We start from the raw sequence: 26580 nt of genomic DNA, 5'->3' as shown, positions 1-26580 counted from the left end.
CCATCGAAGTAGAGGAGAACCACATGTCCGAGAACCCGACCGTTGTGCTGGTGCACGGAGCCTTCGCCGACTCCACCGCGTGGAACCCGGTCCTGGCCGGCCTCGCCGCGCGCGGCGTCGACGCGATCGCCGTCGCCAACCCGCTGCGCAGCCTCTACGGCGACGCCGAGTACGTCCGCGACGTCGTCGACGGCCTCCACCGCCCGGTGATCCTGGTCGGCCACTCCTACGGCGGCATGGTCATCACCGAGGCGGCGTCCAAACTCGACGCGGTGCGGGCCCTGGTCTACGTGGCCGCGTTCACCCCCGACCACGGCGAGTCCGCCCTGGAGCTGTCCGGCAGGTTCGCCGGCAGCACCCTCGGCGAGGCGCTGCTGGCCTACCCGATCACCGACGGCGGCAACGAGCTGCGCATCGACCCGGCGAAGTTCCCCGGCCAGTTCGCCGCCGACCTCGAGCTGGAGGACGCCGTCCTGCTCGGCCGCACCCAGCGGCCGGTCACCGAGACCGCGCTGACCGACGGCCTGAACACCGACCAGCCCGCCTGGAAGACGCTGCCCACCTGGCAGGTCTACGGCGACGCCGACCGCAACATCCCGGCCGAGCTGTTCCGCTGGCAGGTGAGCCGGTCGGCGCCGAAGGGGGTCCGCGAGGTGCACGGCGCGTCGCACGCGATCGCCGGCTCCCGGCCCGACGAGGTGACCGCCACCATCCTCGACGCGGTCGCCTTCACCACCGCCCACTGACCGCCCGCCGCTGCAGCGTGCCCGTCGCTGTTTCCGGCGGCGGGCACACGGCCTGACCCTCGCGGGGACGACATGCCATCCGACCAGCAGGTTCTCGAAGCACGGATGACCGCCGTGCACGCCGACCACGCGCGGGCGCTGTTCCGCTTCATCCTCGGGCTCACCAGCGGTCAGCGGCAGACCTCCGAGGATCTCACCCAGGAGACCATGGCGCGGGCCTGGCGGCACGTGAACGGGTTGCCGCCGACCGCGGAGGAGACCCGCCGGTGGCTGTTCACCGTGGCGCGCCGGCTGGTCATCGACACCGTCCGCTCGCGGCGGGCCCGGCCCGTCGAGATCGGCGTGGTCGACCTGACCTGGGCGGCCACCGGCCACGACGACACCGCCGACACCGCGCTGGCGACCTGGACAGTGCAGTCCGCCTTCGCTCAGCTCAGCGAAACCCACCAGGACATCCTCCGGGACGTCTACCTGCGCGGCGAGCCGGTCGAGCGGATCGCCGACCGGCTCGGCGTCCCGGTCGGCACGGTCAAGTCGCGAACCCACTACGCCCTCAAGGCGCTGCGCGCCGCGATGGCGCCCTGACGCGGCGAAGGAGCCCGCCATGACTGTCACCGCCGCACCGGACTGGAGACTCGACGTCACCGCGCTGGCGCGCCCGCCCGGGGTGCGCCTCTGCGGCGAGGTGGACATGTCCACCCTGCCCCTGCTGGAACTCGCGCTGGAGCTGCTGCTCGACTCCCCCGGCGACGTCACCGTCGACCTGCACGAACTGACCTTCATCGACGTGCCCGGCTCGCGGGCGCTGGCCGGCGCCGCCCTGCGGCTGCGCGCGGACGGGCGGCGGATGTGCCTGTCCGGCGCGGGCCCGCAGATCCGGCGGATCCTGCGGCTGCTCGGCTGGGACGGCCTGTTCCACTTCGGTTAGGGGCAGCCGGGCAGCGGTGCGCGCCGATATGGTCGGTCGTCGTGGAGCGGGCGATATCAGTGGCGTTGTTCATCCCGACGGTGATCGTGACCGTTCTGCTGTTCGCCGCGGTCATCCGCCGCCTGCTCGGCGTCCGGGTCGGACCGGCCCGGAGCCTGCCGGCCGCCCTGCTGGCGATGATCGTGACCGGTCCGGTGCTGACCGCGCTCGCCCCGCCGGACCCGACGTCGGTCACCGCCGGCGAGGGGTTCCTGCTGGTCCTCACCGCGGCGAGCGTGGCGTCCCTGCTCGCCATGGCGGTCCTGGTCATCCTGGAGGTGCTGCTGCCCACCGGTTCACTGCCCGGCCCGGTGGAGATGTGGCGGGGCGCCCGCCGCCGGCTCGCCCGTACCCGGCGTTATTGGACGATCGTGCGGATCGCGTTGCGGCACGGCCTCGGCCGGTTCCTGCGCGGCCGGCCGGCCGCCGGGCCGGACTCCGCGGCGTCGCGGCGCCGGCTGGCCCGCTCGCTGCGCGCCGCCCTCGATGAGGGCGGGGTCACCTTCGTCAAGGTTGGCCAGCTGCTCTCCACCCGGCGTGACCTGCTGCCGGCCGAGTTCGTCGACGAGCTGACCGCGCTGCAGGACCGCGCCGCGCCGGTGCCGTGGGACGAGATCGCGGCGGTGCTCACCGCGGAGCTCGGCGCACCGGTCGAGGAGGTGTTCGCCGCAATCGACCGGGAGCCGCTGGCGGCCGCCTCGGTGGCCCAGGTGCACGCGGCCCGGCTGCGCGACGGCACCGAGGTGGTGGTGAAGGTGCAGCGCCCGGGCGTCGCCGCGGTCGTCGACCGCGACCTGGACATCGTCTCCCGGCTGGCCGAGAGCCTGGAGACCCGCACCACCTGGGGCCGTTCCTTCGGCGTGCGCGCGCTCGCCCTCGGCTTCGCCGAGGCCTTGCGCGAGGAGCTCGACTTCACCGTCGAGCGCGACAACCTGCAGACGATGGCCGCGGCCCTGGCCGCATCCCCCGACCGGGGCGTACGCGTTCCCGCCGCGTTCCCGGAACTCAGCTCGGAGCGGGTGCTCGTGATGGGCCGGGTCCCCGGCACCGCGCTGGGTGCGGCCGCCCCGGTGCTGGCCCGCCTCGACGACCAGCGGCGCGAGACGCTCGCGGCCGGGCTGCTCGACAGCATGCTCGACCAGGTGCTGGTGCACGGCGTCTTCCACGCCGACCTGCACCCGGGCAACCTGCTCGTCGACGACGACGGCACGCTGGGCATGCTCGACCTGGGTTCGGTCGGGCGCCTGGACGCGGTCACGCGTACCGCGATCGGCCGGCTGCTCGAGGCGGTCGGCCGCGGCGACGCGGTGGCGGCCAGCGACGCCCTGCTCACGCTGGTCGACCACGCCGAGACCGTGGACGAACGCGAACTGCAGCGCGCGGTCGGGGTGCTGATCGTCCGCTACGCCGCGCCGGGCAGCACCGCGGGCGTGGCCGCCGTCTCCGCGCTGCTGCGCACCTTCACCTCACACGGGCTCGGCGTGCCCGCGCCGGTGGCCGCGGTGTTCCGGGCCTTCGCCACCCTGGAGGGCACGCTGGGCCTGGTGCGCCCCGGCTTCGACCTGGTCGGCCAGGCTCGCGCGGCGGGCGGCCGGCGCATCGCCGAGGCGTTCGCGCCGCAGCGCCTGCGCGGCACCCTGGAGGAGGAGCTGGTCGCGCTGCTGCCGCTGCTGCGTGGCCTGCCCCGCCGCATCGACCGGATCGGCGACGCGGTCGAGCACGGCCGGCTGCGCTTCAACGTCCGCCTCTTCTCCGACGACCAGGACCGGCGCCTGCTCACCGGCCTGTTCCATCAGGCCCTGCTCACGGTGATCGGCGCCGCGGCCGGCGTGATGGCCACGATGCTGCTGGGCAGCGGCGAGGGCCCGCGCACCGGCCTCGGCATCGGCCTGTTCCCCCTGCTCGGCTACGGCCTGCTGATCGTCGCGGTGGTCCTGGTCCTGCGCGTGCTGGCGGTCGTCCTGCGCCGCGACTGACCGGCGCGGCGCGCCGCCGGGCCCCGGCAGTGGTCACGTCGTTCAGGGTGCGCGGCTCGGCAGCTGCTCGGGGCGGGCGTGGGCGCGCAGATGGGCCCGGACCCGGTCGAGCAGCTCCTGGCTGGTGAAGGGTTTCTCGACGATGGTGACGCCTTCCGGCAGGTTGCCGTTCTCGCTGAGCACCGGTTCGGCGTAGCCGGACATGTAGAGCACCGGGATGCCGGGGCGGATGGCCTGGACCCGGGCGGCTACCTCGTTGCCGGTCATCTTGGGCATGATCACGTCGGTGAGCAGCAGGTCGATCGGGCCGGGATGGGTCTGCGCGAGGTGGATGGCCTGTTCGCCGCCGCTCGTGGTGAGCACCTGGTAGCCGGCCCGGGTGAGGATCCGGGTGGTGATCAGCCGCAGGTCGTCCTCGTCCTCGGCCATCAGGATGGTCTCGTGCGGCGGCGTGCCGGTGGCCGGCCGGGCGGGTGCCCCGGTCGCCGGTGCGGGGCTGCTGCCGACGGCCGTGTCGACGGCGGGCAGGATCACGGTGACGGTGGTCCCGATGCCGTTCTCGGAGTAGAGGCGCACGTCGCCGCCGGCCGCGGTGACGATGCCGTGCACGGTGGCCAGCCCGAGGCCCGTACCGGAGCCTTTGGGTTTGGTGGTGTAGAACGGCTCGAAGGCCCGGTCGATGACCTCGGGTGGCATGCCGTCGCCGGTGTCGCTGACGCGCATCCGGACGTAACGGCCGGCCGTCAGGGTGGGGTCGGCGGCGGCGTCGAGCTCGCCGAGTTCGGCGTTGGTGGTGTCGATGGACAGGGTGCCGCCGCCGGGCATCGCGTCGCGGGCGTTGACCACCAGGTTGAGCAGGATCTGCTCGACCTGGCTGGCGTCGGCGTGGACCGGCCACAGCTCCCGCTCCAGGTTGGTGATCAGGTGGATGTGCTCGCCGATGCTGCGGCGCAGCATCGGCTCCACGTCACCGATGACGTGGTTGAGGCTGAGCACCTCGGCCTGGGTGATGTCGCGGCGGCCGAACGCGAGCAGCTGTTTGGTGAGCCGGGCGGCGCGCTCGGCGGCCCGGCTGATCTGGCCCAGGTCCTGGCGGGCGGCGACCAGATCCTGCGGATCGGGAACCTCCGGCTCCAGGGTCTCCGCGATCATCTCGGCGTAGTTGCTGATCACCGCGAGGATGTTGTTGAAGTCGTGCGCGACGCCGCCGGCGAGCTGGCCCAGGCTCTCCAGCCGGCGGGTGTGCTGCAGCCGGCGCTCGCTGGCGTCGCGTTCGGCCTGGGCGATCAGGCGTTCGCGTTCGGTCTGGGCGATCAGCCGGTCGGTGACGTCGCGGATGGCGGTCGTCACCATCAGGCCCTGCCCGGTGTGCACCGAGGAGAGGCTGATCTCGGCGGGGAACTCGGTGCCGTCCTTGCGGACCGCGGCCAGCGCGGCTCCGGCGCCCATGGGGCGGGTGCGCGGGTGCGCGAAGTACTCGTCGCGGTGCCGGGGATGCCCGGCCCGTAACCGCTCGGGGACGAGCAGGTCGACCGACTGGCCGAGCAGTTCGTCGCGCTGGTAGCCGAACAGGCGCTCCGCCTGCGTGTTGATCAACGTGATGGTGCCGTCCCGGCTGGCGCCGATGATCGCGTCCGGGGCCGCCTGCAGCAAACCCTCGAACATCGCTTCGGCGTGCTGGCGCTCGCTGATGTCCCGCGAGATGGTGGCGACCCCGGTGATCTCGCCGTTCACGCCGGTGATCGGGGACGACGTCAGCGACACGAGAATGACCGTGCCGTCCTTGCGGCGGTGCTGCACCCGCTCCTGGTCGATGCGCTCACCGGCGGCGATGCGCTGCATCAGCTGCGTCTCGGTCCCTTCCTGCCCGGGCAGCGACAGGACGGACGCGTGCCGGCCCACCACCTCGTCGGGGTGGTAGCCGTAGACCTGGGCGGCGCCGGTGTTCCAGCTGGTGATCGTCCCGTCGAGGGTCTTGCCGATGATCGCGTCGTGCGACGATTCCACGATCACCGCCAGCCGCTCGCTCTCGGCCAGCGCCTGCGCGCGGCCGGCCAGGGCGGCGGCCTGGACGGCGAGTTTGGTGAACACGGCGATGTCGTCCTCCGCGAACAGGCTGCGGTGCCGGCTCAGCAGCAGCAGCGCGCCCGAGCCGGTGGGGGCGTTCACCGCCGCCATGGTCACGTAGCGGGTGTTACTGGCCTGGGCGAGCCGGACCGCCAACGCCGGCGGGTGGGTCCATCCCGCCAGCGCGTCGATCGTGCCCGGCGCGGCCAGCAGCTCGGCCAGTTGCGCCCGCGTGCCGTCGAGGTCCCGTAACGGCGCCGCGGCACATCCCGAGCCGGCGCATCCGGCAACACTCACGGTGCCGCCTGCGGTAGGGGTCAGCATCACCACGGTGCAGCCGAGGATCTTGGCGGCGCCGTCGCAGTAGGCCTGCCAGGTGCGGGCCGCCGGCTCGTCGGCTGACGCGCTCAGCAACCGATCGGTCACCGCGGCCGCCGCGCCCAGCGACCAGACCTGCCGGAGCCATCGGGGCGGCACGAACGCCATCAGGTAGAGCACACCGGCGAGCACCGCCAGGGTCCGAGCCTCCCCCGCCATGCCGCGCCCGAGAGCGGAGATCAGCAACGCGGTGCCGAACAGGCCCGTTCCCGCCGCGGCGCACCGCAGCCGGGCCCGGCCCGCGCCGCCGCGGCGGCGCGCTTCGACACCCAGCAGCCACGCCGCGATCAGCTCCATCGCGAAGAACGCCACCACCGCGGGCAACAGGGCCGAACGCGGCAACGGTCGAGACAGCAACAGCAGCACCGGCAGCAGGGTCACCGCCCACACCGCCAGCGCCAGCGGCCACCACCACGACGACATCGGCCGCAGCCGGCTCACCAGCCGCAGGCTGAACAGCGGTTTCGCCAGCAGCACCGCGATGGCCAGTGCCGTCACCGGGCGTGGCGGCACACCGGTGACCACCTGGATCAGTCCCAGCACGAACAGCATCGCGACCGACGCGAACACCCCTATCGCGTCGCCCAGCACCGGATCGCGGTGGCGCAGGTAGAGCCACGACACCCACGCCAGGATCATCACGTACAGGGAAGTGACCAACAGCAGTGCCATGGGCTCCTCTGTCCCGCCGGCCCGTGAAAGTCGGCGATATGTGGCAATACCGCTGCGATCAGGCTATGCCTGTTGCGGTGCCGTTCGTTCGTGAACACGAACGCCGGCCGGGGCGGCGGTGCTGCCACGGACCACCAGGCGGGGCGCCAGCACGGTCTCGGTGCGCCGGGTGCGGCCCTCGTCGAGGCGGGAGACGGCGGCCAGCACGGCGCCGCGGGCCTGCTCCGGGGCGTTCTGGTTGACCGAGGTCAGGTCGATGTGGGCGAGCCGGGCGAGGGTGCTGTCGTCGTACCCGATGATCGAGATCTCGGCGGGCACGCCGACGCCGCTGCGCAGCAGCGCGTCCATCAGGCCGATGGCCAGCCGGTCGTTGGAGGCGATCACCGCGGTGGGCCGGGCGGCGGCGGCGAGCAGCGCGCGGCCGGCGCGGATGCCGCCCTCCTCGGTGTGGTCGCCGGGCAGGATCCGGGCGGGCAGGCCGGCGCGGCGCAGCGCCCGGCGGTAACCGCGGCGGCGCAGGGCGGCGACCGGGCCCCGCCCGCCGTCGAGGAAGGCCACGTCGGTGTGCCCGAGGCCGGTCAGGTGGCGCAGGGCCGCCTCGACGCCGACGTCGTCGGCGGAGCGGACCACGTCCACCGCGGCGCCGCGCACGGCGGTGCCGACGGCGACGCACGGCACCTGGGTGGCGAGCCGGTCCAGCTCGGCTGCCGGCGAGTCGGGGCCGAGCAGGATCAGCGCCTCGCAGCGGAAGTCGAGCAAGGTCTCGGTGGCCTGCCGCTCGTCGCTGTCGCGGGTGGTCGTGGCCAGCACCACCTCGTAGCCGGCGCGGCCGGCCGCGACGTGGATCTCCTCGGCCAGCTCGGCGTGGAACGGGTTGCGCACGTCGAGCATCACGCCGAGCAGGTGCCGCCGACGGCGGGCCAGCATGCTGGCGGTGCGGTCGGCCCGGTAGCCGAGCTCGGTGGCGGCGGCGAGCACCCGGTCGCGGGTCTCGGCGCTGGGACCGGCGACGCCGCGCAGCACGAGCGACACCGACGCGGGCGAGACCCCGGCGCGGGCGGCGACGTCGGTCAGCCGCGGCCTCTGCACCATTCTGAACACCTCGCGTAATGGCATTGACACGGATCGTGATCGACTCAGAGAGTACAGGGAATCTAAAGCGCTTTAAAGCGAGGATCCCACATGACACACCCCTCCATCGGTGTCGCGGTGATCGGAGCCGGCATGGTCGGCCGGGCCCACGCGAACGCGTACCGTAACGCCGCCACCGTCTTCGACCTGGACCAGCCCGCTGCGCGCCTGGTCGCCGTCGTCGACGTGCACGAGCCGTTCGCCGCCGACGCCGCCCGCCGTTACGGATACGACCGCGCCCTCACCGACTGGCGCGCCGCGATCGACTCCCCCGACGTCGACGCGGTCAGCGTGGCCGTGGCCAACAACCTGCACCGCGAGATCACCGAGGCGGCGCTGGCCGCCGGCAAGCACGTGCTCTGCGAGAAACCCCTCGCCCCGTCGGTGGCCGACGCCGAGGCCATGGTCGCCGCCGCCGCGGCCGCGCCCGGGCAGGTCGACGCCGTCGGGTTCACCTTCCGCCGCTCCCCCGCGATCAACGCGATCCGCCGCGAGGTGGAGCAGCGGCTCGGCCCGGTCCGGCACTTCGTCGGCAACTACTGGTGCGACTACGGGCACGACCCGCAGCGCCCGATGAGCTGGCGATACCAGGGCGCCCCCGGCTCCGGGGTGCTCGCCGACATCGGCAGCCACATGGTCGACCTGGCCGAGTTCTTCTGCGGGCCGACCGGCGCGGTGCAGGGCACGATGATGGCCACGCTGGTGAAGGACCGGCCCAGGCCGCTCGGCGTGGCGGTCGGGCACGCCGGCGGCGTGCAGCTCAGCGACGAGCGCCTGCCGGTGGAGAACGAGGACGTCTGCACGTTCACCACCAGCTACCCCACCGGCGCGGTCGGCACCTTCTCGCTGTCGCGGGTCGCCTACGGGCACGCCAACACGCTGCGCATCGACCTGTTCTGCGAGAACGGGTCGGCGTCGTTCGACATGACCCGCCCGGCCGAGTTCACCATCGTCGACGGCGCACCGGACACCGTGGTCAACGGCCCGCGCCAAGTCTTTATCGGCCCCTGGCACCCCTATGTGGCGCACGGCCTGCCGATGGACTTCCCCACCGTCGGCCACGGGCAGAACGACTTCTTCGTCTACCAGGCGCGCGCCTTCCTCGACCAGATCGCCGGCGTCGAGAAGCTGCCGCCCTGCCCGACCATGGCCCACGGCCTGCACAACATGCGCGTCCTGGAGGCCGTCGTGGCCGCCACCGACAAGCCCAGCCACCTCTGAGGAGACTCCCCATGCGACTCGGCGCCTACACCGCCTGCCTGCACGACCGCCCCCTCGACGAATCCCTGAAGATCCTCGCTGAGCTCGGCCTGACCAGCGCCGAGATCAACGCCGGCGGCTTCGTCGGCACCCCGCACCTGCCGATCGGCGACCTGCTGGCCAGCGCCGGCGCCCGCGAGGACTACCTGGGCCGGTTCACCCAGGCCGGGATCACGCTGACCGGCCTCAACGTCAACGGCAACCCGCTCAACCCCGACCCCCTGGTGGGCCCGAAACACGCCCAGGACCTGCGCCGCGCCATCGAGGTCGCGGCCGCCCTCGGGGTCAAGCGGGTGGTCGCGATGTCCGGGCTGCCCGGCGGGCACCCCGGCGCCACCGCCGCCAACTGGATCGTCTACCCGTGGGACAGCCAGTACCTGGACGTCCTCGACCACCAGTGGGCGATCGCCGTCCCGTTCTGGGCCGACATCCAGGCCCGCGCGGCGGCCGCCGACGTCAAGGTGTGCATCGAGATGCACCCGCACAACCTGGTCTTCAACCCGCCCACCCTGCAACGCCTGGTCGAGCAGACCAACGCCACCCACGTCGGCGCCGAGATGGACCCGAGCCACCTGTTCTGGCAGGGCATCGACCCGGTCGCGGCGATCGAGCACCTGGGCTCGCTGGTGTTCCACGCGGCCGCCAAGGACACCCGGATCAACGCGGAGAACGTGCGCCGCTACGGGGTTCTGGACGATCGCTTCACCCGTACGCCGGCGGACCGCAACCCGCTCAACCTCGGCGGCCGCAACACCCTCAACCAGTGGCCGGCCGACGCGGCCTGGCAGTTCGTGGCCGTCGGCCGCGGCCACGGCGAGGAGTTCTGGGTGCCGTTCCTGCGGGCCCTGCACGCGGTCGACCCGGACATGGCGGTGAACATCGAGCACGAGGACGCCGAGCTCGACCAGATCGAGGGCCTGCGTCAGGCCGCCCAGAACCTGATCGCCGCCGGCCGCAAGGCCGGCATCTGACGGCTCCCGCTTCGGCATGGGACACCCGTGCCGGTGGCACCGTCGGACTGGACAGGACTGTTAACTGACCTAATAATTGGATCCCCGTCGATGTCTGCGGAGGATCCCCCATGCGCCGCACCCGTTCCCTGCTGCTGTCCGCCGCCGCCGCGCTCCTCGGCGCCGGCCTGGCCGTCCACGCCGTCACCCCGGCCTCCGCCGCGACCCCCAGCGCCACCTTCGCCAAGGTGGCCGACTGGGGATCGGGCTGGCAGGGCGAATACACCATCACCAACGCCGGCACCTCGCCGATCACCTCCTGGCGGGTCGAGTTCGACCTGCCGGCCGGCACGAGCGTCGGCTCCTACTGGGACGCGCTGCTGACCACCGCCGGCCGGCACGCCACCTTCACCAACCGGTCCTGGAACGGCACCGTCGCCCCGGGCGCCTCGGTGAAGTTCGGCTTCCTCGGCAGCGGCCCCGGCAGCCCCACCGGCTGCACACTCAACGGTGCGCCCTGCTCCGGCGGCACGACTCCGGGCACGTCGGCCCCGCCGGCGTCGAGCCCGCCGGCGTCGAGCCCGCCGGCGTCGAGCCCACCGCCCGGCGCCACCCCGGTGGCCCGCAACGGCCAGCTCCAGGTTTGCGGCCGGCAGCTGTGCAACGCCCACGGCAAGCCCGTCCAGCTGCGCGGCATGAGCACGCACGGCCTGCAGTGGTACGCCCAGTGCGCCACCGACTCCTCCCTGGACGTGCTGGCCCGGGAGTGGAACGCCGACGTCCTGCGGATCTCGATGTACATCCAGGAGGGCGGCTACGAGACCGACCCGGCCGGCTACACCACCAAGGTCAACGACCTGATCGAGAAGGCCACCGCCCGCGGCCTGTACGCGATCGTCGACTGGCACATGCTGTCGCCGGGCGACCCGCACCACAACCTGGCCCGGGCCAGGACCTTCTTCCAGCAGGTCGCGGCCCGGCACAGGAACAAGACCAACATCCTGTACGAGATCGCGAACGAGCCCAGCGGCGTCCACTGGTCGTCGATCAAGTCGTACGCCGACCAGGTCATCCCGGTGATCCGCGCCGAGGACCCGGACGGCGTCGTGCTCGTCGGCACCGAGGACTGGTCCTCGCTGGGCGCCTCCGGCGACGGTCAGGGCGTCGCGCGCATCCTGGCGAACCCGGTCACCGCCGGCAACATCATGTACACGTTCCACTTCTACGCCGCCTCGCACGACGACTACTACCTGAACACCTTCCGCGACGCGATCGCCAAGCTGCCGATGTTCGTCACCGAGTTCGGCACGCAGCAGGCCTCCGGCGACGGCGGCAACGACTTCGCCCGGGCCCAGCAGTACCTGGACCTGATGGCGCAGCACCGGGTGAGCTGGGTCAACTGGAACTACTCCGACGACATGCGCACCGGCGCGGTCTTCACCGAGGGCACCTGCGCCGCCGGCGCGTTCTCGGGCACGGCCCGGCTGAAGGAGGCGGGCGCCTGGATCCGCGACCGGATCCGCACCCCGGACGACTTCTGACAGTCCCGGGCCCGGCCGTACACCCGGCCGGGCCCCGGGGCTCGCCCGGCGTACCGATCAGCGCCGGCGCAAGCGCCGCATGGCGCGACCGACCCGCCCGCCGGTGCAGCACCTGCCCTGACATGCGTCGTCGGAGCAGCAGTCACCGTCGCAGCAGTCTCGGTCACAGCAGTCGTCGTCGCAGCACTGCTCGCAGCATTCGCCGGCGCAGTCGTCGTCGGAGCAGCAGTCACCGTCGCAGCAGTCCCCGTCGCAGCAGTCGTCGTCGCAGCACGACTCCTCGATCTCGGGCTGCGGTATGGCGTCGGCCGGGCGCGCCGGCAGATCGATCCGCAGGCCGGGATCGGTGCGGGAGTCGATGTGGGCGACGCGGGCCGATCCGTTCTCGAACAGGGTCGGCTCGACCGTGACGGTGATGCCGTCGTGCCCGATCAGCGTCCGGCCGCCGTCCCCGTAGGCGAGCATCGCCGCGCATTCCTCGAAACGGACGGTGAGACATTCCTCGTCGCCCTCCGACAGCGTGACGCCCCACCATCCGCTCACCAGCCGGATGTCGTCGTTGCCGATGGCGGGGACCGTCTTGCCGGTGACCGCGGACAGCGAACGGGTCGGCACCGGCGCGAGACCGGTCCAGCCCGCATTGACCGCGCAGGGTGCCAGGAGCAGGCCGTCAGCCCACGCCTCGACCGCCACGGCCCGCACCTGTTCGGCGGTGACCGTGCGAACCTCGGCCTGCTGGTCCGCTGCCGCCCGGACCGGATGACCGGTCAGCAGGTCGGTCACCTGGCCGGGAAGCAGCGCGCCGAGCCGGGCGGCGTCCGCGATGCTGTCGCACTGCTGCTGGACGACCGCGGCGACCTCGTCCGGCTCCGCACCGGTGTACCGCAGCGAGGCCAGGACGTCGACGAAGCCGCCGACGGCGGCGGCCCGCTTCTCCGGCAGGGCGTCCGCGGTGGCGGTGATCAGCGAGGTGCCGTTGCCGCGCGTCTCGTGGGCGGCGTCGACGGTGTAGGACAGCCCGGCGTGCTGGCGCAGCGACCGGAACATCGCCCGTTGCAGCACGCCGGCGAAGACCGCGGCGGCCGGGCTGCGGCGCACCACCGCGTTCCAGGCGAGCAGGCCGGCCGGGCCGGTCAGGTGGGCCGGGCGTTCGAGCAGTGCGGACGACGCGGCCGGCGCGGCCTGGCGTTGCCCGTCGGGAAGTGCCAGGCGCAACCCGGCGGGAAGCGCCGGTCCGGAGATCCACAGTGCGGCGTTGGCCCGGTTGAAGAACCGGGCCGTCCAGTCGCGCAGGCTGTCCGCGGTGATCGCGCGCAGCCCCATCTCGGGGTATCCGCGCATGCCGAAGTCGCGGGCACCGTGCCGGGTCAGCGCCAGCAGGTCGCCCACCGCCGCCGGCCGGCTGTTCTGTTCGACGCGCAGAACCTCCTTCTCGATCTCGAGGCGGTGCACCGGCAGGTCGCGCAGGGCCGCGCACACACCGTCGAGGAACGGGACCACCTCCTTCTCGGAGCCACCGAGGTGGAAGTAGGTGATCTCGTCGCCGGTCGTGCTGTGGTGGTGGTTGTCGGGCACGCCGCGGAAGTTCAGCGCCAGGTGTTCGACGAGGTGGGTCATGCCGCGCCGGGCAAGCGGCTCGTCGGCGAGGCCGACTCGGAACGCCAGTCCGGCGTGCAGCGGGCCGTCAGTCGGCGTGAACAGCGCCGGGACCCCGTCGATCTCGTAGTACTGGATCATCGGGTGATCTCCCCTTCGCCGCGTGCCCAGGCCCGGCGCGCGCGGATGTTCTCGACGATGTCGCCGCGCAGCCAGTGCCAGGGGAACTCGGTCGCCAACGGGCCGAGCCCGTCGAACAGCCAGGCCGTCGCCGCCCGGTCACCCAGTTCGCTGAAGAGGAACGCGAACTCGCTGCCCACCTTCACCCAGCCCCAGTCCCGGCGGAATTCCGGTGCGCCGATGGATCGGTGGGCGGACTGGTAGATCGACTCGCTGACCGCCGGGGACCGCAGATATGCGGTGGCTGCCGCGTTGTCGTCGCCGAGCAGCGAGAACCAGTGCTCGATGTGCGCCTCGGCGACCAGTCCGCCCTGCATGCCGCCGGCCGGCGCGGCCATCATCGCGTCGTGGGCGAACTGGTGGACCGCTTCCCAGGAGCCACCCCATTTCGGGCACAGCTGCTGGACCATCAGCATCTGCGCCGGCCAGTGGTGCGGATCGATCTCGGCGAGCCGGTCGTAGCGGCGCCGGGCCTCGGCCTGCCCGGCCTGCAGGCCGCGTGCGGTGTCCAGCCGGCTGGCCCAGAGGGCGGTGTCGCCAGGGCAGCGCGCGGTTCCCTCGGTCAGCACCTGCTCGGCCTGGAGCAGCCATTTCCGGAACAGGTCGAACTGCTGACGGCTCACCGTCCGGGCGGTCCCGCCGCCCCGGATGCCCCAGCCGATGTCGATCAGGCAGCTGCCGTACATCGCTGCTGCGGCGCCGTCGGCCGGATCGTCGCGGAAGACCGCGCGGAGAAACCCTTCATGGGGCCGTGCACCGCCGAGGCGGATCAGGCCGGTTCGGCTTGCCGGGTCGGTGGCGTCGAGGACCGCGCGGCAGCCGGGCCAGTCGTGGCGGGCCAGCGCGGACCGCAGCCGGCGCAGGTCCGGGTAGGCGGCCTCGTAGTCGAAATCGACGTCGGGATGGTGCGGCACGCAGGGAGCATAAAGATCAACTTCGGCTTTGAGTAGGGGGCCGGCCACGGTTCCCGGCCGGCCCCCGCACTCAGCGTCGCGGATACTTGTCCAGGTAGCGCTTCACCTCGGCCAGGTTGTAGGTGGCGCTGTCATGCGCCCGCTCCTCCCAGGCGAAGACGCACACCGTCGCGATGCCGTCGAAGCCCACATCGGCCAGGGTGCTGAAGAACAGGTCCCAGTCGACCTCGCCCTGCCCGATGTCCAGATGCTGGTGCACCCGGACCGCCGACCCCGGCGGGTTGACGATGTAGCGCAACCCCGACGAGCCGCGATGGTCGAACGAGTCGGCCAGGTGCAGCTGGGTGAGCAGCGGCCCGGCGTGGCGGATCACCGCCTCCAGGTCGCCGCCCTGGTGGAAGGTGTGCGGCGCGCAGTACAGGAAGCTGACCAGCGAAGAGTCGATGCCGCGGATCAGGTTGACCGCCGCGATCCCGTCCTCGACGAAGTCGTCCGGGTGCGGTTCCAGCACCAGCCGGACCCCCTCGCGCTCGAAGACCGGCAGCAGCTCCTCCAGCGACCGCCAGAACTGCGCCTCGCTCTCGGCCGGCCGTTCGGGCCGGCCGTTGAACTCGGAGTTCATCACGGTCACCCCGAGTTCCGCGGTGAGCGCGATGGCCCGCTTCCAGTAGCGGACCGCGGCCTGCCGCTCGTCCTCGTCCGGCCCGGACCAGCGGTACAGCGGCAGCACCGAGGCCACCTCGACCTGCGCCGCGTCCAGCTCCCGGCGGAACGCCCGGACCCCGGCCCGGTCGATGCGCGGGTGCAGGAAGAACGGCAGGAAGTCGTCGCGCGGCGACATCTCCAGGTAGCGGTAGCCGAGGTCGGCGACCATCCGCGGCAGTTCCAGCAGCGGCACGCCGCGCAGCATGTACGGGTCGAGGGCGATCTTCACGCGATCACCTCCGCGGCGTACAGCTTGGGCTTGTCCATCAGCGCGACCGGCACCCGCTGGCCGGTGTGCAGCGCGCTGACCCCGGCGTCGGAGACGACCGCCGCGGCGTAGCCGTCCCAGCTGCTGGGGCCGCTCGCCGGGATCTCCGCGGCGATACCGTCGATCCATTCCTGCAGCTCGATGTCGTAGGCGCGCAGGAAGCGTTCGCGCCAGTCGGCCGGCACCGGGGTGGCGACCTGCCCGGCCCGGCGTACCAGGATCGGGCTGAGCTCGCCGAGCGCGGCGGTGCCGTCCTCGCCGACGATCTCGCCGCGGATGTCGTAGCCGTAGCGGATGTTGACCGAGATCTCCACGTCGACGATCGCGCCGCCGGCCATCTCCATCAGCAGGAACAGCGGGTCCTGCAGTGCGCCGCCGTTGCGGCTGCGCTTGGGTACGAGCACGCGCACCGCCGTGATCTCCTCCCCGAGCATCCACCGCACCATGTCGATCTCGTGCACCGCGGTGTCGGTGATCGCCATGTCCTTCTCGTAGACCGGCGGCACGCTCGGGTTGCGGTGTGCGCAGTGCATCAGCAGCGGCGTCCCGATCTGCCCGCTGTCGAGCACCGCCTTGAGCGCCCGGTAGGCGTTGTCGTAGCGGCGCATGTAGCCGACCTGGACGAGCCGGCTGCCGTACGCGGTCTCCGCCTCGATGATCCGCCGGCACGCCTCGGTGGTGGTGGCCAGGGGTTTCTCGCAGAACACCGGTTTGCCGGCGGCGATGGCGGCGAGCACGTACTGCTCGTGGGTGGGTCCCCAGGAGCAGACCAGGACCGCGTCGACCGAGGGGTCGGCGACCAGTTCCTGGCCGGTGGTGTGCACAGCCGCGCCGATGCGCTCGCCGACCGTCCGGGCGGTGGCCGCGTCCACGTCGGACACGGCCGTCACCTTGACGCCGGACAGCACCGTGGTCATCCGCCGGATGTGGTCCTGGCCGATCATGCCGGTGCCGATGACTCCCACATTGATCATGACGGGCTGTCCGTTCCGATGCCGCAGCCGCGCAGGTAGTCGCGGGTGCGCGCGGCGATGGGCGCGGGCACGTCGAAGTCGACCGGGTACATGTCCTGCTCGACGATCACGAACGTGTCCGTGCCGCGCCGGCGCAGGGCCGCCACCACGCTGGGGATGTCCGGCTCGCCGGCCGGCGGCTCGCAGCTGACCCCCATCGCGACGGCCTGCCCGAAGGCCAGGTCCTCGCCGCGGGCCCGGCGCACGATCGCCGGGTCCATCTGTTTGATGTGCAGATAGCCGATCCGGTCCGGGTGCTCGTCGATCAGCGCGGCCGCGTCGCCGCCGCCGTACGCCAGGTGGCCGGTGTCCAGGCACAGCGACACGTACGCCGGGTTGGTCTCGGCGAGCAGCCGGTCGATCTGCGGCCGGGTCTCCACGTGGCTGTCGGCGTGGTGGTGGAACTGCAGCCGCAGCCCGTACTCCTCGGCCAGCATCCGGCCCAGCTCGTCGGTGCCGCGCACCAGCGTCTTCCAGCCGTCGTCGTCGAGGGTGCCGGATTCCAGGTAGGCGCCGGTCTCGTCGTCGCGGTAGCCGGGGACCGGCACGAACACCAGGTCCCGGGCGCCGAGGGCGGCGGTCAGCTGGGCCACCGGCCGGGTCCGGGCGAGGATCTCCGGCAGCTCGCCCGGCCGGTGCAGCCCGCTGTAGCCGTGCATGGTGCCGCCGGCGACGCGCAGGCCGCGGTGGGCCAGTTCGTCGCCGAGGCGCGACGGGTCGGTCGGCAGGTAGCCGTACGGCCCGAGTTCCAGCCACTCGTAGCCGACCTCGGCCAGCTCGTCGAGGAAACGGTTCCAGGGTGTCTGGCGCGGGTCGTCGGCGAACCACACCCCCCACGAGTCGGGGCAGCTACCGAGATGCAGCGTGGTCACGGCGTCTCCTTCGAGGGCACCCGGTCCAGGCCCAGGTCGTGGACCTCCTCGCCGAGGATCTTCGCGGCGTCGGCGGAGGCGCCGCCCGCGCTCTCCAGCTCGTGGCTGAGCTCCTCCAGCTCGGCGCCGCCGGCCATCAGCGCGGTCAGCTCGTCGCGGGTGATCTCGCTCTTGCGGTAGTAGCCGATGCTCTGCCCGCGCTTGAGCAGCAGGAACCGGTCACCGACCGGGTAGGCGTGGTGCGGGTTGTGGGTGATGAAGATGACGCCGAGCCCACGTTCGCGGGCCTGCAGGATGTAGCGCAGCACCACGCCGGACTGTTTGACGCCGAGCGCGGCTGTCGGCTCGTCGAGGATGAGCACCTTCGCTCCGAAGTAGACGGCCCGGGAGATCGCGACGCACTGGCGTTCGCCGCCGGAGAGGGTGCCGATCGGCTGGTCGACGTTGCGCAGGTCGATGCCCATGTCGAGCAGTTCCTTCTTGGTGGTCTCGCGCATGAACGGGATGTCCATCCGCACGCCCTTGCGCACCTCGTTGCCGAGGAAGAAGTTGCGCCACACCGGCATCAGCGGCACCACGGCCAGGTCCTGGTAGACGGTGGCGATGCCGTGGTCGAGGGCCTCACGCGGCGAGCTGAAGTGGATCTCCTGGCCCTCCACCTCGTAGGTGCCCGAGGTGTGCTCGTGCAGGCCGGCAATGATCTTGATGAGGGTGGACTTGCCGGCGCCGTTGTCGCCCAGCACGCAGGTGACCTCGCCGCCGCTCACCTCGAGGGTGACGCCGCGCAGCGCGATGATGTTGCCGTAGTTCTTGCCGGCGTCGGTGAGCCGCACCAGCGGGGTGGCGGTCTTTTCGACTACCGCGGTCATCTCATGGCCTCCGCCCGTTTGCGCACGAACGAGTTGAGCAGGATCGCGCCGAGCAGCAGCGCGCCGAGGAAGAAGTAGAACCAGTCGGGATCCCAGCCGGCGTAGACGATGCCGAGGTTGGTCATGCCGAAGATGAAGGCGCCGATCGCGGCACCGATCACCGAGCCGTATCCGCCGGTGAGCAGGCACCCGCCGACCACGGCCGCGACGATGTAGATGAACTCGTTGCCGAGGCCGCCACCGGACTGCACGGTGTTGAAGGCGAACAGGTTGTGCATGCCGGTGAACCAGGCCAGGAAGCCGACGCCCATGAACAGGCCGATCTTGACCTTGTTGACCGGCACGCCGACCGCCCGGGAGCTCGGCGCCGATCCGCCGACCGCGAAGATCCAGTTGCCGGTACGGGTCCGCAGCAGCAGCCACGTGCCGACGGCGACGAACAGGATCCACCACAGCAGGGTGATCCGGATCGAGACGCTGCCGATGGTGAACGACGACGAGAACACCTTCTGCGCGCTGCTGAAGCCGTCCATGTTGGACACGTCGTTGGTGGCCACGTTGCCGGTGACCGCCTTGGTGAGCGCCAGGTTGAGGCCGCGCAGCATGAAGAAGGTGCCGAGGGTGACCAGGAAGCTGGGGATGCCGGTCTTCACCACGAGGTAGCCGTTGATGAAGCCGACGAGCAGGGCGAACACCAGTGAGGCGGCGACACCGACCCACAGGTTCAGGGTGAATTCGTAGGCGAACATCGAGGCGAACAGCGCCGAGGAGGTGACCGCGACACCGGCGGACAGGTCGAACTCGCCGCCGATCATCAGCAGGGCGACGGCGACCGCCATGATGCCGAAGGTGGAGCTGACGTAGAGCACCGACGACAGGGATTCGGGCTGGCGGAACGGCGGCGCGACGATGAAGAAGACGATGTAGATCAGGATCGCGCCGACCAGCGCACCGACCTCGGGCCGGGCAAGCAGGCGGGACAGTGTGGACTGCCGGGCGACCCGCTCGTCCGCCGCGGAGGCCGGCGGCGGACCGGGTCTGGTCTCCAGAGTTGAGCTCATGACGATCTCCGGGTTTCTTCAGGTGAGTCCGGATCCCCGGGGCTGGCCGGCCCCGGGGTGCGACGGCTACCGGTTACCGGCCGCCGCGAACTTCGCGACGAAGTCGACGTTGTTCTTGTCGACCAGGTACGGCCCGGTCAGCGTCGCCTTGCCGCCGCCGAGCACGTTGCCGTTGTTCTTGTAGAGCCACAGCCCGTCGACCGCCGAGTAGCCCTGCAGGAAGGGCTGCTGGTCGATGGCCCACTGCAGCGCGCCGGACTTGATCTGCTCCGGGATCTGCGGGTTGAAGTCGAAGGTGGCGACCTTCGCCTGGCTGCCGGTGTCCTTGGCCGCCTGGATCGAGGCCAGCGCGAACGGCGCGCCGAGGGTGACGACCAGATCGATCGTCTTGTCCTGCTGCAGCTTGGTGGCGATGGTGGTCTGCACCGACGGCATGTCCCGGCCGTTGACGTAGATCTTGTCGTACTGGCCGCCGCCGAAGCCCTTCTGCACGCCGTCGCAGCGCGCTTCGAGCTGCACCTGCCCCTGCTCCTGCACCACGCACAGCACGTGTTTGGCGCCGTCCTGGGCGGCCCGCGCGCCGGCGGTCTCGCCGGCCACCGACTCGTCCGAGCCGAAGTAGGCCAGCGCCCCGGAGTCCTCGAACGAGGTGATGCCGGCGTTGAACGCGATCACCGGGATGCCGGCCGCGATCGCCTTCTGCACCACCGGGACCAGCGCCGGCGGGTCGGGCAGGGTGACCGCGATCCCGTCGACCTTGCTGTCGATGGCGCTCTGGATCAGGGTCGCCTGGTTCGCCGAGCTGGGGTCGGCGGAGTATTTGAGGTCGACGTTGTCCTTGGACGCCGCCGACTGGGCGCCCTTCTTGATGATGTCCCAGAAGGTGTCGCCGGGCGCCGCATGCGTGATCATGGCGACCGTCATGGTGGGGGTACCGGCCTTGCCGCCGGAGAGGCCTTCCGCGTTCTCCTCGGCTTCCTTGCCACCGGAACTGCTGCAGGCGCCCACGGTGACCGCGAGGCCTATCGCCAGGACGACCGCGGTCGCCCGGTTGCCGTATCTGGACATGATTCTCCTCAGGAGGCGGTGGGGCTCAACTAGCGGTAGGGAAGTGCAGGGACGCGTCCATGGGCTGGGTGACGTGCGGCCAGCGTGAGGTGATCACCTTGGCCCGGGTGTAGAAGGAGACCCCTTCGGGGCCGTGGATGTGCTGCTCGCCGAAGAGCGAGTCCTTCCAGCCCCCGAAGGAGTAGTAGGCCATCGGCACCGGGATCGGCACGTTGATGCCGATCATGCCGACGCGTACCCCTCGCTGGAACCGGCGCGCCGCCTCACCGCTGTTGGTGAAGATCGCCGTGCCGTTGCCGTACGGATTGCTGTTGATCAGGTCGATGGCGGCCTCGACCGTGTCGGCGCGCAGCACCGACAGGACCGGGCCGAAGATCTCCTCGGTGTAGACGTCCATCGACGGCTGCACCTGGTCGATGACGGTGGGGCCGACGAAGAAGCCCTCCTCGTGCCCGGGCACCGTCAGGCCGCGGCCGTCGACCAGCACCTTCGCGCCCTGCTGCTCGCCGGTGCCGATGAGCGTCTCGATGCGCTGCTTGGCGGCCGAGGTCACCACCGGCCCCATCTCGCTGCGTGGGTCCCGGCCGGGGCCGACGACCACCTCCGAGGCCATTCGGGAGACCTGCTCCATCAGCGGGTCGCCGGCGGCGCCGACCGCCACCGCCGCGGAGATGGCCATGCACCGCTCCCCCGCCGAGCCGAACGCGGCGGCGGTCAGGTGGCCGGCGGCGAAGTCCAGGTCGGCGTCGGGCAGCACGATCGCGTGGTTCTTCGCGCCGCCGAGCGCCTGCACCCGCTTGCCGGCGGCGCTCGCCGTCTGGTGGATGTAGCGGGCGATCGGCGTCGAGCCGACGAACGACACGGCCGCGACGTCCGGATGCCGCAGGATCGCGTCGACGGCCTCCTTGTCGCCGTGCACCACGTTGAACACGCCGTCCGGCAGGCCGGCCTCGCGCCACAGGTCGGCCACGAAGTTCGACGCGGACGGGTCGCGTTCGCTGGGCTTGAGCACGAACGTGTTGCCGCAGGCGATGGCGACCGGGTGCATCCACATCGGCACCATGGCCGGGAAGTTGAACGGGGTGATGCCGGCGCAGACGCCGAGCGGCTCGCGGAAGCTGAACACGTCCACGCCGCTCGACACCTGGTCGGAGAAGGAGCCCTTGAGCAGCTGTGGGATGCCGCAGGCGAACTCGATCACCTCGAGGCCGCGCTGCACCTCCCCGGCCGCGTCGGAGAGCACCTTGCCGTGCTCGTCGGAGATGATCCCGGCGAGGTCCTTGACCCGCGCGTTGACCAGCTCCCGGAAGGTGAACAGCACCTTGGTGCGGGCGCTGAGCGACGCCTGGCTCCACGACGCGAACGCGGTGGCCGCGGCCTGCACGGCGGCGTCCACGTCGGCCGTCGAGGCGAGCACCACCTCGTGCTGTTGCCGGCCGGTGGCCGGGTCGAAGACCGGTCCGCGCCGCTGCGACGTGCCGGCGGTGAACTGGCCGCCGATCCAGTGCTCGATGCTTGCCACGGGAGGCTCCTTGTCTACAGGTATTGCCGCTGGGCGCGTTTGGCGGCGTCGTAGGCCTGGCGGGCGGCGCGGGTGCTGTCCAGGGTGGATTCCGCGGCCACCGGCACGTCCCACCACGACTCGGAGGAGGGCACCGGCGACAGCGGGTCGGTCTCGATGTGCACGACGGTCAGCCGGTCGGCCTCACGGGCGCGTTTGAGCCCGTCGGCCAGGTCGGCGACCGTACGGCAGCGGATCACGTGCGCGCCCAGGCTCTCGGCGTTGGCGGCGAGATCCACCGGCAGCCGGGCGCCGTCGTAGTCGCCGGTCTGCGGGTTGCGGTAGCGGTAGGCGGTGCCGAAGCGCTGCGAGCCGGACTGCTCGGAGAGCGCGCCGATCGACGCGAAGCCGTGGTTCTGCACCAGCACCACGATCAGCTTCACGCCCTCGGCGATCGCGGTGACGATCTCCTGCGCCATCATCAGGTAGGAGCCGTCGCCGACCAGCGCGTACACCTCGCGGGTGGGGTCGGCCAGTTTGATCCCGAGCGCGCCGGCGATCTCGAAGCCCATGCAGGAGTAGCCGTACTCGACGTGGTACTGCTTCGGGTCGCGGGCGCGCCACAGCAGCTGCAGGTCGCCCGGCATGCTGCCGGCCGCCTGCACCACCACGTCGCGTGCTGCGCACGCGTCGTTGACCACCCCGATCACCTCACTCTGGGCAGGCAGCGGCCCGTGACCGAGGTGGTACGCCCGGTCGACGGTGGCCTGCCACGCGGCGACCTCGGGGGCGTAGTCCAGCTCGAAGCGGGTGCCGTCCAGCGCGTCGGTGAGCGCGTCCAGCCCGGCGCGGGCGTCCGCGACGATCGGGTACGCGGCCTGCTTGGCGGCGTCGAAGGCGGCCACGTTCAGGTTGACGAACCGCACGCCCGGCTGCTGGAACGCGGTCCGCGACGCGGTGGTGAAGTCGCTGTACCGGGTGCCCACGCCGATGATCACGTCGGCGTCGCGGGCCAGCCGGTTCGCCACCGGGGCGCCGGTCGAGCCGACCCCGCCGACCGCGTTCGGGTGGTCGAAGCTCAGCGCGCCCTTGCCGGCCTGGGTGTCGGCGACCGGGATGCCGGTGGCCCGGGCGAAGCGGTCCAGCGCCGCCGACGCCTCGGCGTAGATCACTCCGCCGCCGGCGATCAGCAGCGGCCGCCGCGCCGAGCGGATCACCTCGGCGGCCCGCTCCACGAAGGCCTGCTCGGGCTGCGGACGGGGCACATGCCACACCCGCTCGGCGAACAGCTCGTCCGGGTAGTCGTACGCCTCGGCCTGCACGTCCTGGGGAAGGCAGAGGGTGACCGCGCCGGTCTGCGCCGGGTCCGTCAGGACCCGCATCGCGGCCAGCAGCGCCGCGGGCAGCTGCTCGGGCCGCCAGACCCGGTCGAAGAAGGCCGAGACCGGCCGGAACGCGTCGTTGACCGACACGTCACCGGCGCCCGGGTGCTCCAGTTCCTGCAGCACCGGGGTGGCCACCCGGGTGGCGAACACGTCGGAGGGCAGCAGCAGCACCGGCAGCCGGTTGACGGTGGCCAGCGCGGCCCCGGTCAGCATGTTCGTCGAGCCGGGCCCGATCGACGCGGTGCACGCGTAGGTCGCCAGCCGGTTGCGCATCCGGGCGAACCCGGCGGCGGTGTGCACCATCGCCTGCTCGTTGCGGGCCAGCCGGTAGGGCAGATCGGGGTCGCCCTCGCGCTGGGCCTGCAAGAGCGCCTGCCCGACACCGGCGACGTTGCCGTGCCCGAAGATCCCCAGGCAGCCGGCGATGGTCCGCTGCTGCGCGCCGTCCCGCTCGGTCCACTGGTTCGCCAGGAACCGCACCACGGCCTGCGCGACCGTCAGCCTCATGACAATCCCCTCACAACAGGTTCACGGTCCGGTCGACCGTGTCGGCGACGGAGCCGTCCGGTGGGTACAACAGGGACCTGCCGATCACCAGGCCGCGCACCGTGGGCAGGCTCAGCGCCTTCTGCCACTGCTGGTACGACGGCTCGGCGTCGCCGCCGAGGATCAGCGCCGGCAGCGTGGTCGCCGCCATCACCCGCTCCATGTCCTCGACCACCGGCACCTTCAGCCAGGTGTAGGCGCTGGTGGTGCCGAGCCCGGCGGCCACCGTGACGGCCCGGGTCATCGCCTCGGCGGTCAGCTCGTTCTGCACCCGCCCGTCGATGCGGTGTGAGATGAACGGCTCGACCATCGCCATCACCTGCCGGCCGGCCAGCTCGCTGACCGCGGTGCCGCAGGCCTGCAGGGTGGCGACGGTCGACGGGTCGTCCGGGTCGATGCGCAGCAGCATCTTGCCGCCCTCGAAGCCGGCCGCGGCGATGCTGGCCGCGTCGTACGCGGTGAACCGGTCGTCGATCTCGAAGGTGGTGCCGGCCAGCCCGCCGCGGTTCATCGAGCCGATCACCACCTTGTCGTCGAGGACGCCGAGCAGCAGCAGGTCCTCGAGGATGTCCGGGGTGCCGAGCACCCCGTTGACACCCGGGCGCGACAGCGCGACGGCGAGCCGGTCGAGCAGGTCGGCGCGGTTCGCCATGGCCATCGGGTCGGCGCCGGCACGCAGCGCGCCCCGGGCCGGATGGTCCGCCGCGATGATCATGAGGCGGCCGTGCGGGCCGAGCAGCGAGGTGGGCCGGCGGCGGGCCGCGGCCGCCCGGGCGATCGTCTCCGGGCGGCTCACCCGGGCCTGCACCAGGTCACCGACGTCCGGCATGGGTGGCCTCCTGCAGCAGCTCGCGGACCTCGGCCTCGGTGGGCATGGCGTCGGCACAGGACAGTCGCGAGGCGACGATGGCTCCGGCGGCGTTGGCGAAGCGCATCGTCGTCTCGAGATCCCAGCCGGCGAGCAGGCCGTGGCAGAGCGCCCCACCGAAACCGTCGCCGGCGCCGAGGCCGTTGACGACCTCGACCGGGACGGGCGGGACGGAGACCTGCGTGCCGTGCTGGGAGGCGAGGACCCCGGCCGGGCCCTGTTTCACCACGGCCAGCTCGACGCCGGCGTCGTGCAGGGCGGCCGCGGCCTGCGCCGGGCGGCGCTGCCCGACGGCGGTGTCGGCCTCGTCGAGGTTGCCGACGGCGACGGTGACGTACGGCAGCGCCTCGGCGTACCAGCGGCGGGCGTCCTCGCGGTCCGGCCAGAACATCGGCCGGTAGTCGAGGTCGAGCACGGTGATGCCACGGCGGTTGCGGTGGCGCAGCGCGGCGAGGGTGGCCGAGCGCGACGGCTCCTGCGACAGCCCGGTGCCGGTGACCCAGAAGATGCCGGCGGCGGCGATCGCGTCCAGGTCCAGCTCGGACTCGTGGATCTCCAGGTCCGGGGCCTTCGGGTAGCGGTAGAAGTAGAGCGGGAAGTCGTCCGGCGGGAAGATCTCGCAGAACGCGATCGGAGTGGGCAGGCCGGGCACGGCGGTCACATAGCGGTCGTCGACGCCGAAGCCGCGCAGCGCGTCGTGCAGGAACTCGCCGAACGGGTCGGCGCCGGTGCGGGTGATCAGGGCGACCCGCCGGCCGTAGCGGGCGGCGGCGACGGCCACGTTGGACGGGCTGCCGCCGAGGAACTTCTCGAAGGTGCTGACCTGGCGCAGCGGCACTCCGGCCTGCTGCGGGTACAGGTCGACGCCGATGCGTCCCATCGTGAGTAACTCGTCCGCGGGCATAGGTGTCCCCTCTGAATGCGGCGAGTGGAGCTCGACAGAGCCGGCTAGATCAACCCTGCTGGCTAGATCAACCCTGCTGGCTAGATCAACTCTGTGTGATCAATCGATAACCCTATGTTTCGTTAACGTCGATGTAATAACGTGAGGGCTTCCCCGTCAATACTTTGTCCTGACAAACTCACAAAGACACGTCGACACCAGGGGGATGTCGTGACCTCGGAACTGTCCGACCCAGCCAACCTCGTGCGCCGCGTCGACGTGGACCGGACCAGCCCCGTGCCGCTGTACTTCCAGGTCGCCAGCCAGCTGCAGGCCCTCATCGAGTCCGGTGAGATCGGCGTGGGCGCGCGGATCGAGAACGAGGTCGACCTGGCCGAACGGCTCGGCGTCTCGCGGCCCACCACCCGCCGCGCGATCCAATATCTGGTGGAGCGCGGCATGCTGGTGCGCAAACGCGGCGTCGGCACGATCGTCGCCCACCCCAGCGTGCGCCGGCCGGTGGAGCTGTCCAGCCTTTACGACGACCTGGTCGCCGGTGACCGGCAGCCGCGCACCGAGGTGCTCGACCTGAAGGTGATCCCGGCCGGCGACACCATCGCGCAGGCCCTGCAGCTGCCGCCGGGCACCGAGATCACCTGGATCGAGCGGTTGCGCTACGCGTCCGGCGAGCCGCTGGCGCTGATGCACAACGCCATCCCGCGGACCGTGCTGGAACCGGCCCGCGAGGAACTCGCCGAGCACGGCCTCTACGTGCTGCTGCGCCGCGCCGGCCACGTCCCGCGCATCGCCACCCAGGTGATCGGCGCCCGCTCGGCGACCAGCGCGGAGGCCCGCATCCTCGGCGAGAAACGCGGCGCGTCGCTGCTGACGATGACCCGCACGGCGTGGGACGCGGGCGGGCGCGTGCTGGAGTACGGCAGCCACGTCTACCGGGCGAGCCGCTACAGCTTCGAGATCAACCTGTCCGCCGGCTGAACGGGTCCGCAGCCGTGTCAATGAGCCCGGTCGTGCTGGTCACCGGATCATCGGGGCAGGTGGGGGCGGCGGTCGCGGCCGCGTTGCGGGCCGGCGGGTGGGTGGTGCGCGGCGCCGACCTCACCCCCGGCGCCTGGACCGGCGTGGTCGGCGACCTGCGGGATCGC

The 26580-nt window shown here is 71.9% G+C and carries 22 protein-coding genes; 8 read left to right on the top strand and 14 right to left on the bottom strand.

Annotation, left to right across the window (positions count from 1 at the left end; all coding sequences use genetic code 11):
• Positions 1-23: 23 nt before the first annotated feature.
• The 4 genes from AB0F81_RS35660 to AB0F81_RS35645 all read left to right on the top strand — a co-directional run bounded on the left by AB0F81_RS35660 (position 24) and on the right by AB0F81_RS35645 (position 3689).
• Positions 24-746, top strand: a complete 723-nt coding sequence (locus AB0F81_RS35660) for an alpha/beta hydrolase (protein ID WP_360204499.1) — start codon at positions 24-26, stop codon at positions 744-746.
• Between the two features lie 72 nt (positions 747-818).
• A complete protein-coding gene (locus AB0F81_RS35655) occupies positions 819-1331 on the top strand; it encodes a sigma-70 family RNA polymerase sigma factor (RefSeq protein WP_360204496.1) in 513 nt (170 codons plus the stop codon).
• Positions 1332-1350: 19 nt separating this feature from the next.
• The gene (locus AB0F81_RS35650) at positions 1351-1674 is read left to right on the top strand and encodes an STAS domain-containing protein (RefSeq protein ID WP_360204494.1); all 324 of its coding nucleotides are present in this window, start codon (positions 1351-1353) and stop codon (positions 1672-1674) included.
• A 41-nt stretch (positions 1675-1715) separates the two neighbouring features.
• Positions 1716-3689 (top strand): AarF/ABC1/UbiB kinase family protein, encoded by a 1974-nt coding sequence (locus AB0F81_RS35645; protein WP_360204492.1) that lies wholly within the window; start codon positions 1716-1718, stop codon positions 3687-3689.
• 42 nt (positions 3690-3731) lie between these two features.
• Here the strand turns inward: AB0F81_RS35645 and AB0F81_RS35640 are convergent, their stop codons facing one another.
• Positions 3732-6806: a PAS domain S-box protein gene (locus tag AB0F81_RS35640; protein WP_360204490.1), complete on the bottom strand. Its 3075-nt coding sequence runs from the start codon at positions 6804-6806 to the stop codon at positions 3732-3734.
• Between the two features lie 63 nt (positions 6807-6869).
• Positions 6870-7898 (bottom strand): LacI family DNA-binding transcriptional regulator, encoded by a 1029-nt coding sequence (locus AB0F81_RS35635; RefSeq protein ID WP_360204487.1) that lies wholly within the window; start codon positions 7896-7898, stop codon positions 6870-6872.
• A 90-nt stretch (positions 7899-7988) separates the two neighbouring features.
• Here AB0F81_RS35635 and AB0F81_RS35630 point away from each other — a divergent pair, with 90 nt between their 5' ends.
• The 3 genes from AB0F81_RS35630 (at position 7989) to AB0F81_RS35620 (ending at position 11688) form a co-directional block, all read left to right on the top strand.
• Positions 7989-9158: a Gfo/Idh/MocA family oxidoreductase gene (locus AB0F81_RS35630; RefSeq protein ID WP_360204485.1), complete on the top strand. Its 1170-nt coding sequence runs from the start codon at positions 7989-7991 to the stop codon at positions 9156-9158.
• A gap of 11 nt (positions 9159-9169) precedes the next feature.
• Positions 9170-10168 (top strand): sugar phosphate isomerase/epimerase, encoded by a 999-nt coding sequence (locus AB0F81_RS35625; RefSeq protein WP_360204483.1) that lies wholly within the window; start codon positions 9170-9172, stop codon positions 10166-10168.
• 110 nt (positions 10169-10278) lie between these two features.
• The gene (locus AB0F81_RS35620) at positions 10279-11688 is read left to right on the top strand and encodes a cellulase family glycosylhydrolase (RefSeq protein WP_360204481.1); all 1410 of its coding nucleotides are present in this window, start codon (positions 10279-10281) and stop codon (positions 11686-11688) included.
• A 57-nt stretch (positions 11689-11745) separates the two neighbouring features.
• On the opposite strand, the gene AB0F81_RS35615 is transcribed toward AB0F81_RS35620, so the two are convergent.
• From AB0F81_RS35615 to iolC, 12 genes are all read right to left on the bottom strand, one after another.
• The gene (locus AB0F81_RS35615; protein WP_360204478.1) at positions 11746-13425 is read right to left on the bottom strand and encodes an insulinase family protein; all 1680 of its coding nucleotides are present in this window, start codon (positions 13423-13425) and stop codon (positions 11746-11748) included.
• A complete protein-coding gene (locus AB0F81_RS35610; RefSeq protein WP_360204475.1) occupies positions 13422-14378 on the bottom strand; it encodes a hypothetical protein in 957 nt (318 codons plus the stop codon). The genes AB0F81_RS35615 and AB0F81_RS35610 overlap by 4 nt, the downstream gene beginning before the upstream one ends.
• Before the next feature lie 70 nt (positions 14379-14448).
• Positions 14449-15312, bottom strand: coding sequence for a sugar phosphate isomerase/epimerase (locus AB0F81_RS35605; RefSeq protein ID WP_360204473.1), 864 nt, complete (start codon positions 15310-15312; stop codon positions 14449-14451).
• Positions 15309-16325 (bottom strand): Gfo/Idh/MocA family oxidoreductase, encoded by a 1017-nt coding sequence (locus tag AB0F81_RS35600; protein ID WP_360204471.1) that lies wholly within the window; start codon positions 16323-16325, stop codon positions 15309-15311. Before AB0F81_RS35600 ends, AB0F81_RS35605 begins: the two co-directional genes overlap by 4 nt.
• Positions 16322-17236: a TIM barrel protein gene (locus tag AB0F81_RS35595; RefSeq protein WP_360204468.1), complete on the bottom strand. Its 915-nt coding sequence runs from the start codon at positions 17234-17236 to the stop codon at positions 16322-16324. Before AB0F81_RS35595 ends, AB0F81_RS35600 begins: the two co-directional genes overlap by 4 nt.
• Positions 17233-18105 carry an ATP-binding cassette domain-containing protein gene (locus AB0F81_RS35590; protein ID WP_360204466.1) on the bottom strand — a complete coding sequence of 291 codons (873 nt, stop codon included), beginning with the start codon at positions 18103-18105 and terminating at the stop codon, positions 17233-17235. The genes AB0F81_RS35595 and AB0F81_RS35590 overlap by 4 nt, the downstream gene beginning before the upstream one ends.
• Entirely contained in the window at positions 18102-19166 is a 1065-nt protein-coding gene (locus tag AB0F81_RS35585) for an ABC transporter permease (RefSeq protein WP_360204463.1), read from the bottom strand. Before AB0F81_RS35585 ends, AB0F81_RS35590 begins: the two co-directional genes overlap by 4 nt.
• Before the next feature lie 66 nt (positions 19167-19232).
• Positions 19233-20234, bottom strand: a complete 1002-nt coding sequence (locus tag AB0F81_RS35580) for a sugar ABC transporter substrate-binding protein (protein ID WP_360204460.1) — start codon at positions 20232-20234, stop codon at positions 19233-19235.
• 25 nt (positions 20235-20259) lie between these two features.
• Positions 20260-21756, bottom strand: coding sequence for a CoA-acylating methylmalonate-semialdehyde dehydrogenase (locus AB0F81_RS35575; protein WP_360204458.1), 1497 nt, complete (start codon positions 21754-21756; stop codon positions 20260-20262).
• A 14-nt stretch (positions 21757-21770) separates the two neighbouring features.
• The gene (gene iolD / locus AB0F81_RS35570; protein ID WP_360204455.1) at positions 21771-23627 is read right to left on the bottom strand and encodes a 3D-(3,5/4)-trihydroxycyclohexane-1,2-dione acylhydrolase (decyclizing); all 1857 of its coding nucleotides are present in this window, start codon (positions 23625-23627) and stop codon (positions 21771-21773) included.
• A 10-nt stretch (positions 23628-23637) separates the two neighbouring features.
• Positions 23638-24495, bottom strand: a complete 858-nt coding sequence (locus AB0F81_RS35565) for an aldolase (RefSeq protein WP_360204453.1) — start codon at positions 24493-24495, stop codon at positions 23638-23640.
• Complete coding sequence (iolC, locus tag AB0F81_RS35560) at positions 24479-25414, bottom strand: 5-dehydro-2-deoxygluconokinase (protein WP_360204450.1); 936 nt, start codon at positions 25412-25414, stop codon at positions 24479-24481. Before iolC ends, AB0F81_RS35565 begins: the two co-directional genes overlap by 17 nt.
• 234 nt (positions 25415-25648) lie before the next feature.
• Here iolC and AB0F81_RS35555 point away from each other — a divergent pair, with 234 nt between their 5' ends.
• The gene (locus tag AB0F81_RS35555; protein ID WP_360204448.1) at positions 25649-26413 is read left to right on the top strand and encodes a GntR family transcriptional regulator; all 765 of its coding nucleotides are present in this window, start codon (positions 25649-25651) and stop codon (positions 26411-26413) included.
• The last annotated feature ends 167 nt before the right edge of the window (positions 26414-26580 follow it).

It is taken from the genome of Actinoplanes sp. NPDC024001 (assembly GCF_040638955.1).
GTDB lineage: Bacteria > Actinomycetota > Actinomycetes > Mycobacteriales > Micromonosporaceae > Actinoplanes.
The sequence above is the reverse complement of the archived record's forward strand: the minus strand, read 5'-3'. Positions and strand labels throughout refer to the sequence as shown.

Excerpts from the sequence above, each read along its gene's own strand:
- AB0F81_RS35585 (WP_360204463.1), bottom strand. The coding sequence starts at position 19,166 with ATGAGCTCAACTCTGGAGACCAGACCCGGTCCGCCGCCGGCCTCCGCG.
- iolC (WP_360204450.1), bottom strand. The coding sequence starts at position 25,414 with ATGGGACGCATCGGCGTCGACCTGTACCCGCAGCAGGCCGGAGTGCCG.
- AB0F81_RS35590 (WP_360204466.1), bottom strand. The coding sequence starts at position 18,105 with ATGACCGCGGTAGTCGAAAAGACCGCCACCCCGCTGGTGCGGCTCACC.
- AB0F81_RS35625 (WP_360204483.1), top strand. The coding sequence starts at position 9,170 with ATGCGACTCGGCGCCTACACCGCCTGCCTGCACGACCGCCCCCTCGAC.
- AB0F81_RS35565 (WP_360204453.1), bottom strand. The coding sequence starts at position 24,495 with ATGCCGGACGTCGGTGACCTGGTGCAGGCCCGGGTGAGCCGCCCGGAG.
- AB0F81_RS35580 (WP_360204460.1), bottom strand. The coding sequence starts at position 20,234 with ATGTCCAGATACGGCAACCGGGCGACCGCGGTCGTCCTGGCGATAGGC.
- AB0F81_RS35660 (WP_360204499.1), top strand. The coding sequence starts at position 24 with ATGTCCGAGAACCCGACCGTTGTGCTGGTGCACGGAGCCTTCGCCGAC.
- AB0F81_RS35655 (WP_360204496.1), top strand. The coding sequence starts at position 819 with ATGCCATCCGACCAGCAGGTTCTCGAAGCACGGATGACCGCCGTGCAC.
- AB0F81_RS35620 (WP_360204481.1), top strand. The coding sequence starts at position 10,279 with ATGCGCCGCACCCGTTCCCTGCTGCTGTCCGCCGCCGCCGCGCTCCTC.
- AB0F81_RS35615 (WP_360204478.1), bottom strand. The coding sequence starts at position 13,425 with ATGATCCAGTACTACGAGATCGACGGGGTCCCGGCGCTGTTCACGCCG.
- AB0F81_RS35650 (WP_360204494.1), top strand. The coding sequence starts at position 1,351 with ATGACTGTCACCGCCGCACCGGACTGGAGACTCGACGTCACCGCGCTG.
- AB0F81_RS35635 (WP_360204487.1), bottom strand. The coding sequence starts at position 7,898 with ATGGTGCAGAGGCCGCGGCTGACCGACGTCGCCGCCCGCGCCGGGGTC.
- iolD (WP_360204455.1), bottom strand. The coding sequence starts at position 23,627 with ATGAGGCTGACGGTCGCGCAGGCCGTGGTGCGGTTCCTGGCGAACCAG.
- AB0F81_RS35600 (WP_360204471.1), bottom strand. The coding sequence starts at position 16,325 with ATGATCAATGTGGGAGTCATCGGCACCGGCATGATCGGCCAGGACCAC.
- AB0F81_RS35640 (WP_360204490.1), bottom strand. The coding sequence starts at position 6,806 with ATGGCACTGCTGTTGGTCACTTCCCTGTACGTGATGATCCTGGCGTGG.
- AB0F81_RS35630 (WP_360204485.1), top strand. The coding sequence starts at position 7,989 with ATGACACACCCCTCCATCGGTGTCGCGGTGATCGGAGCCGGCATGGTC.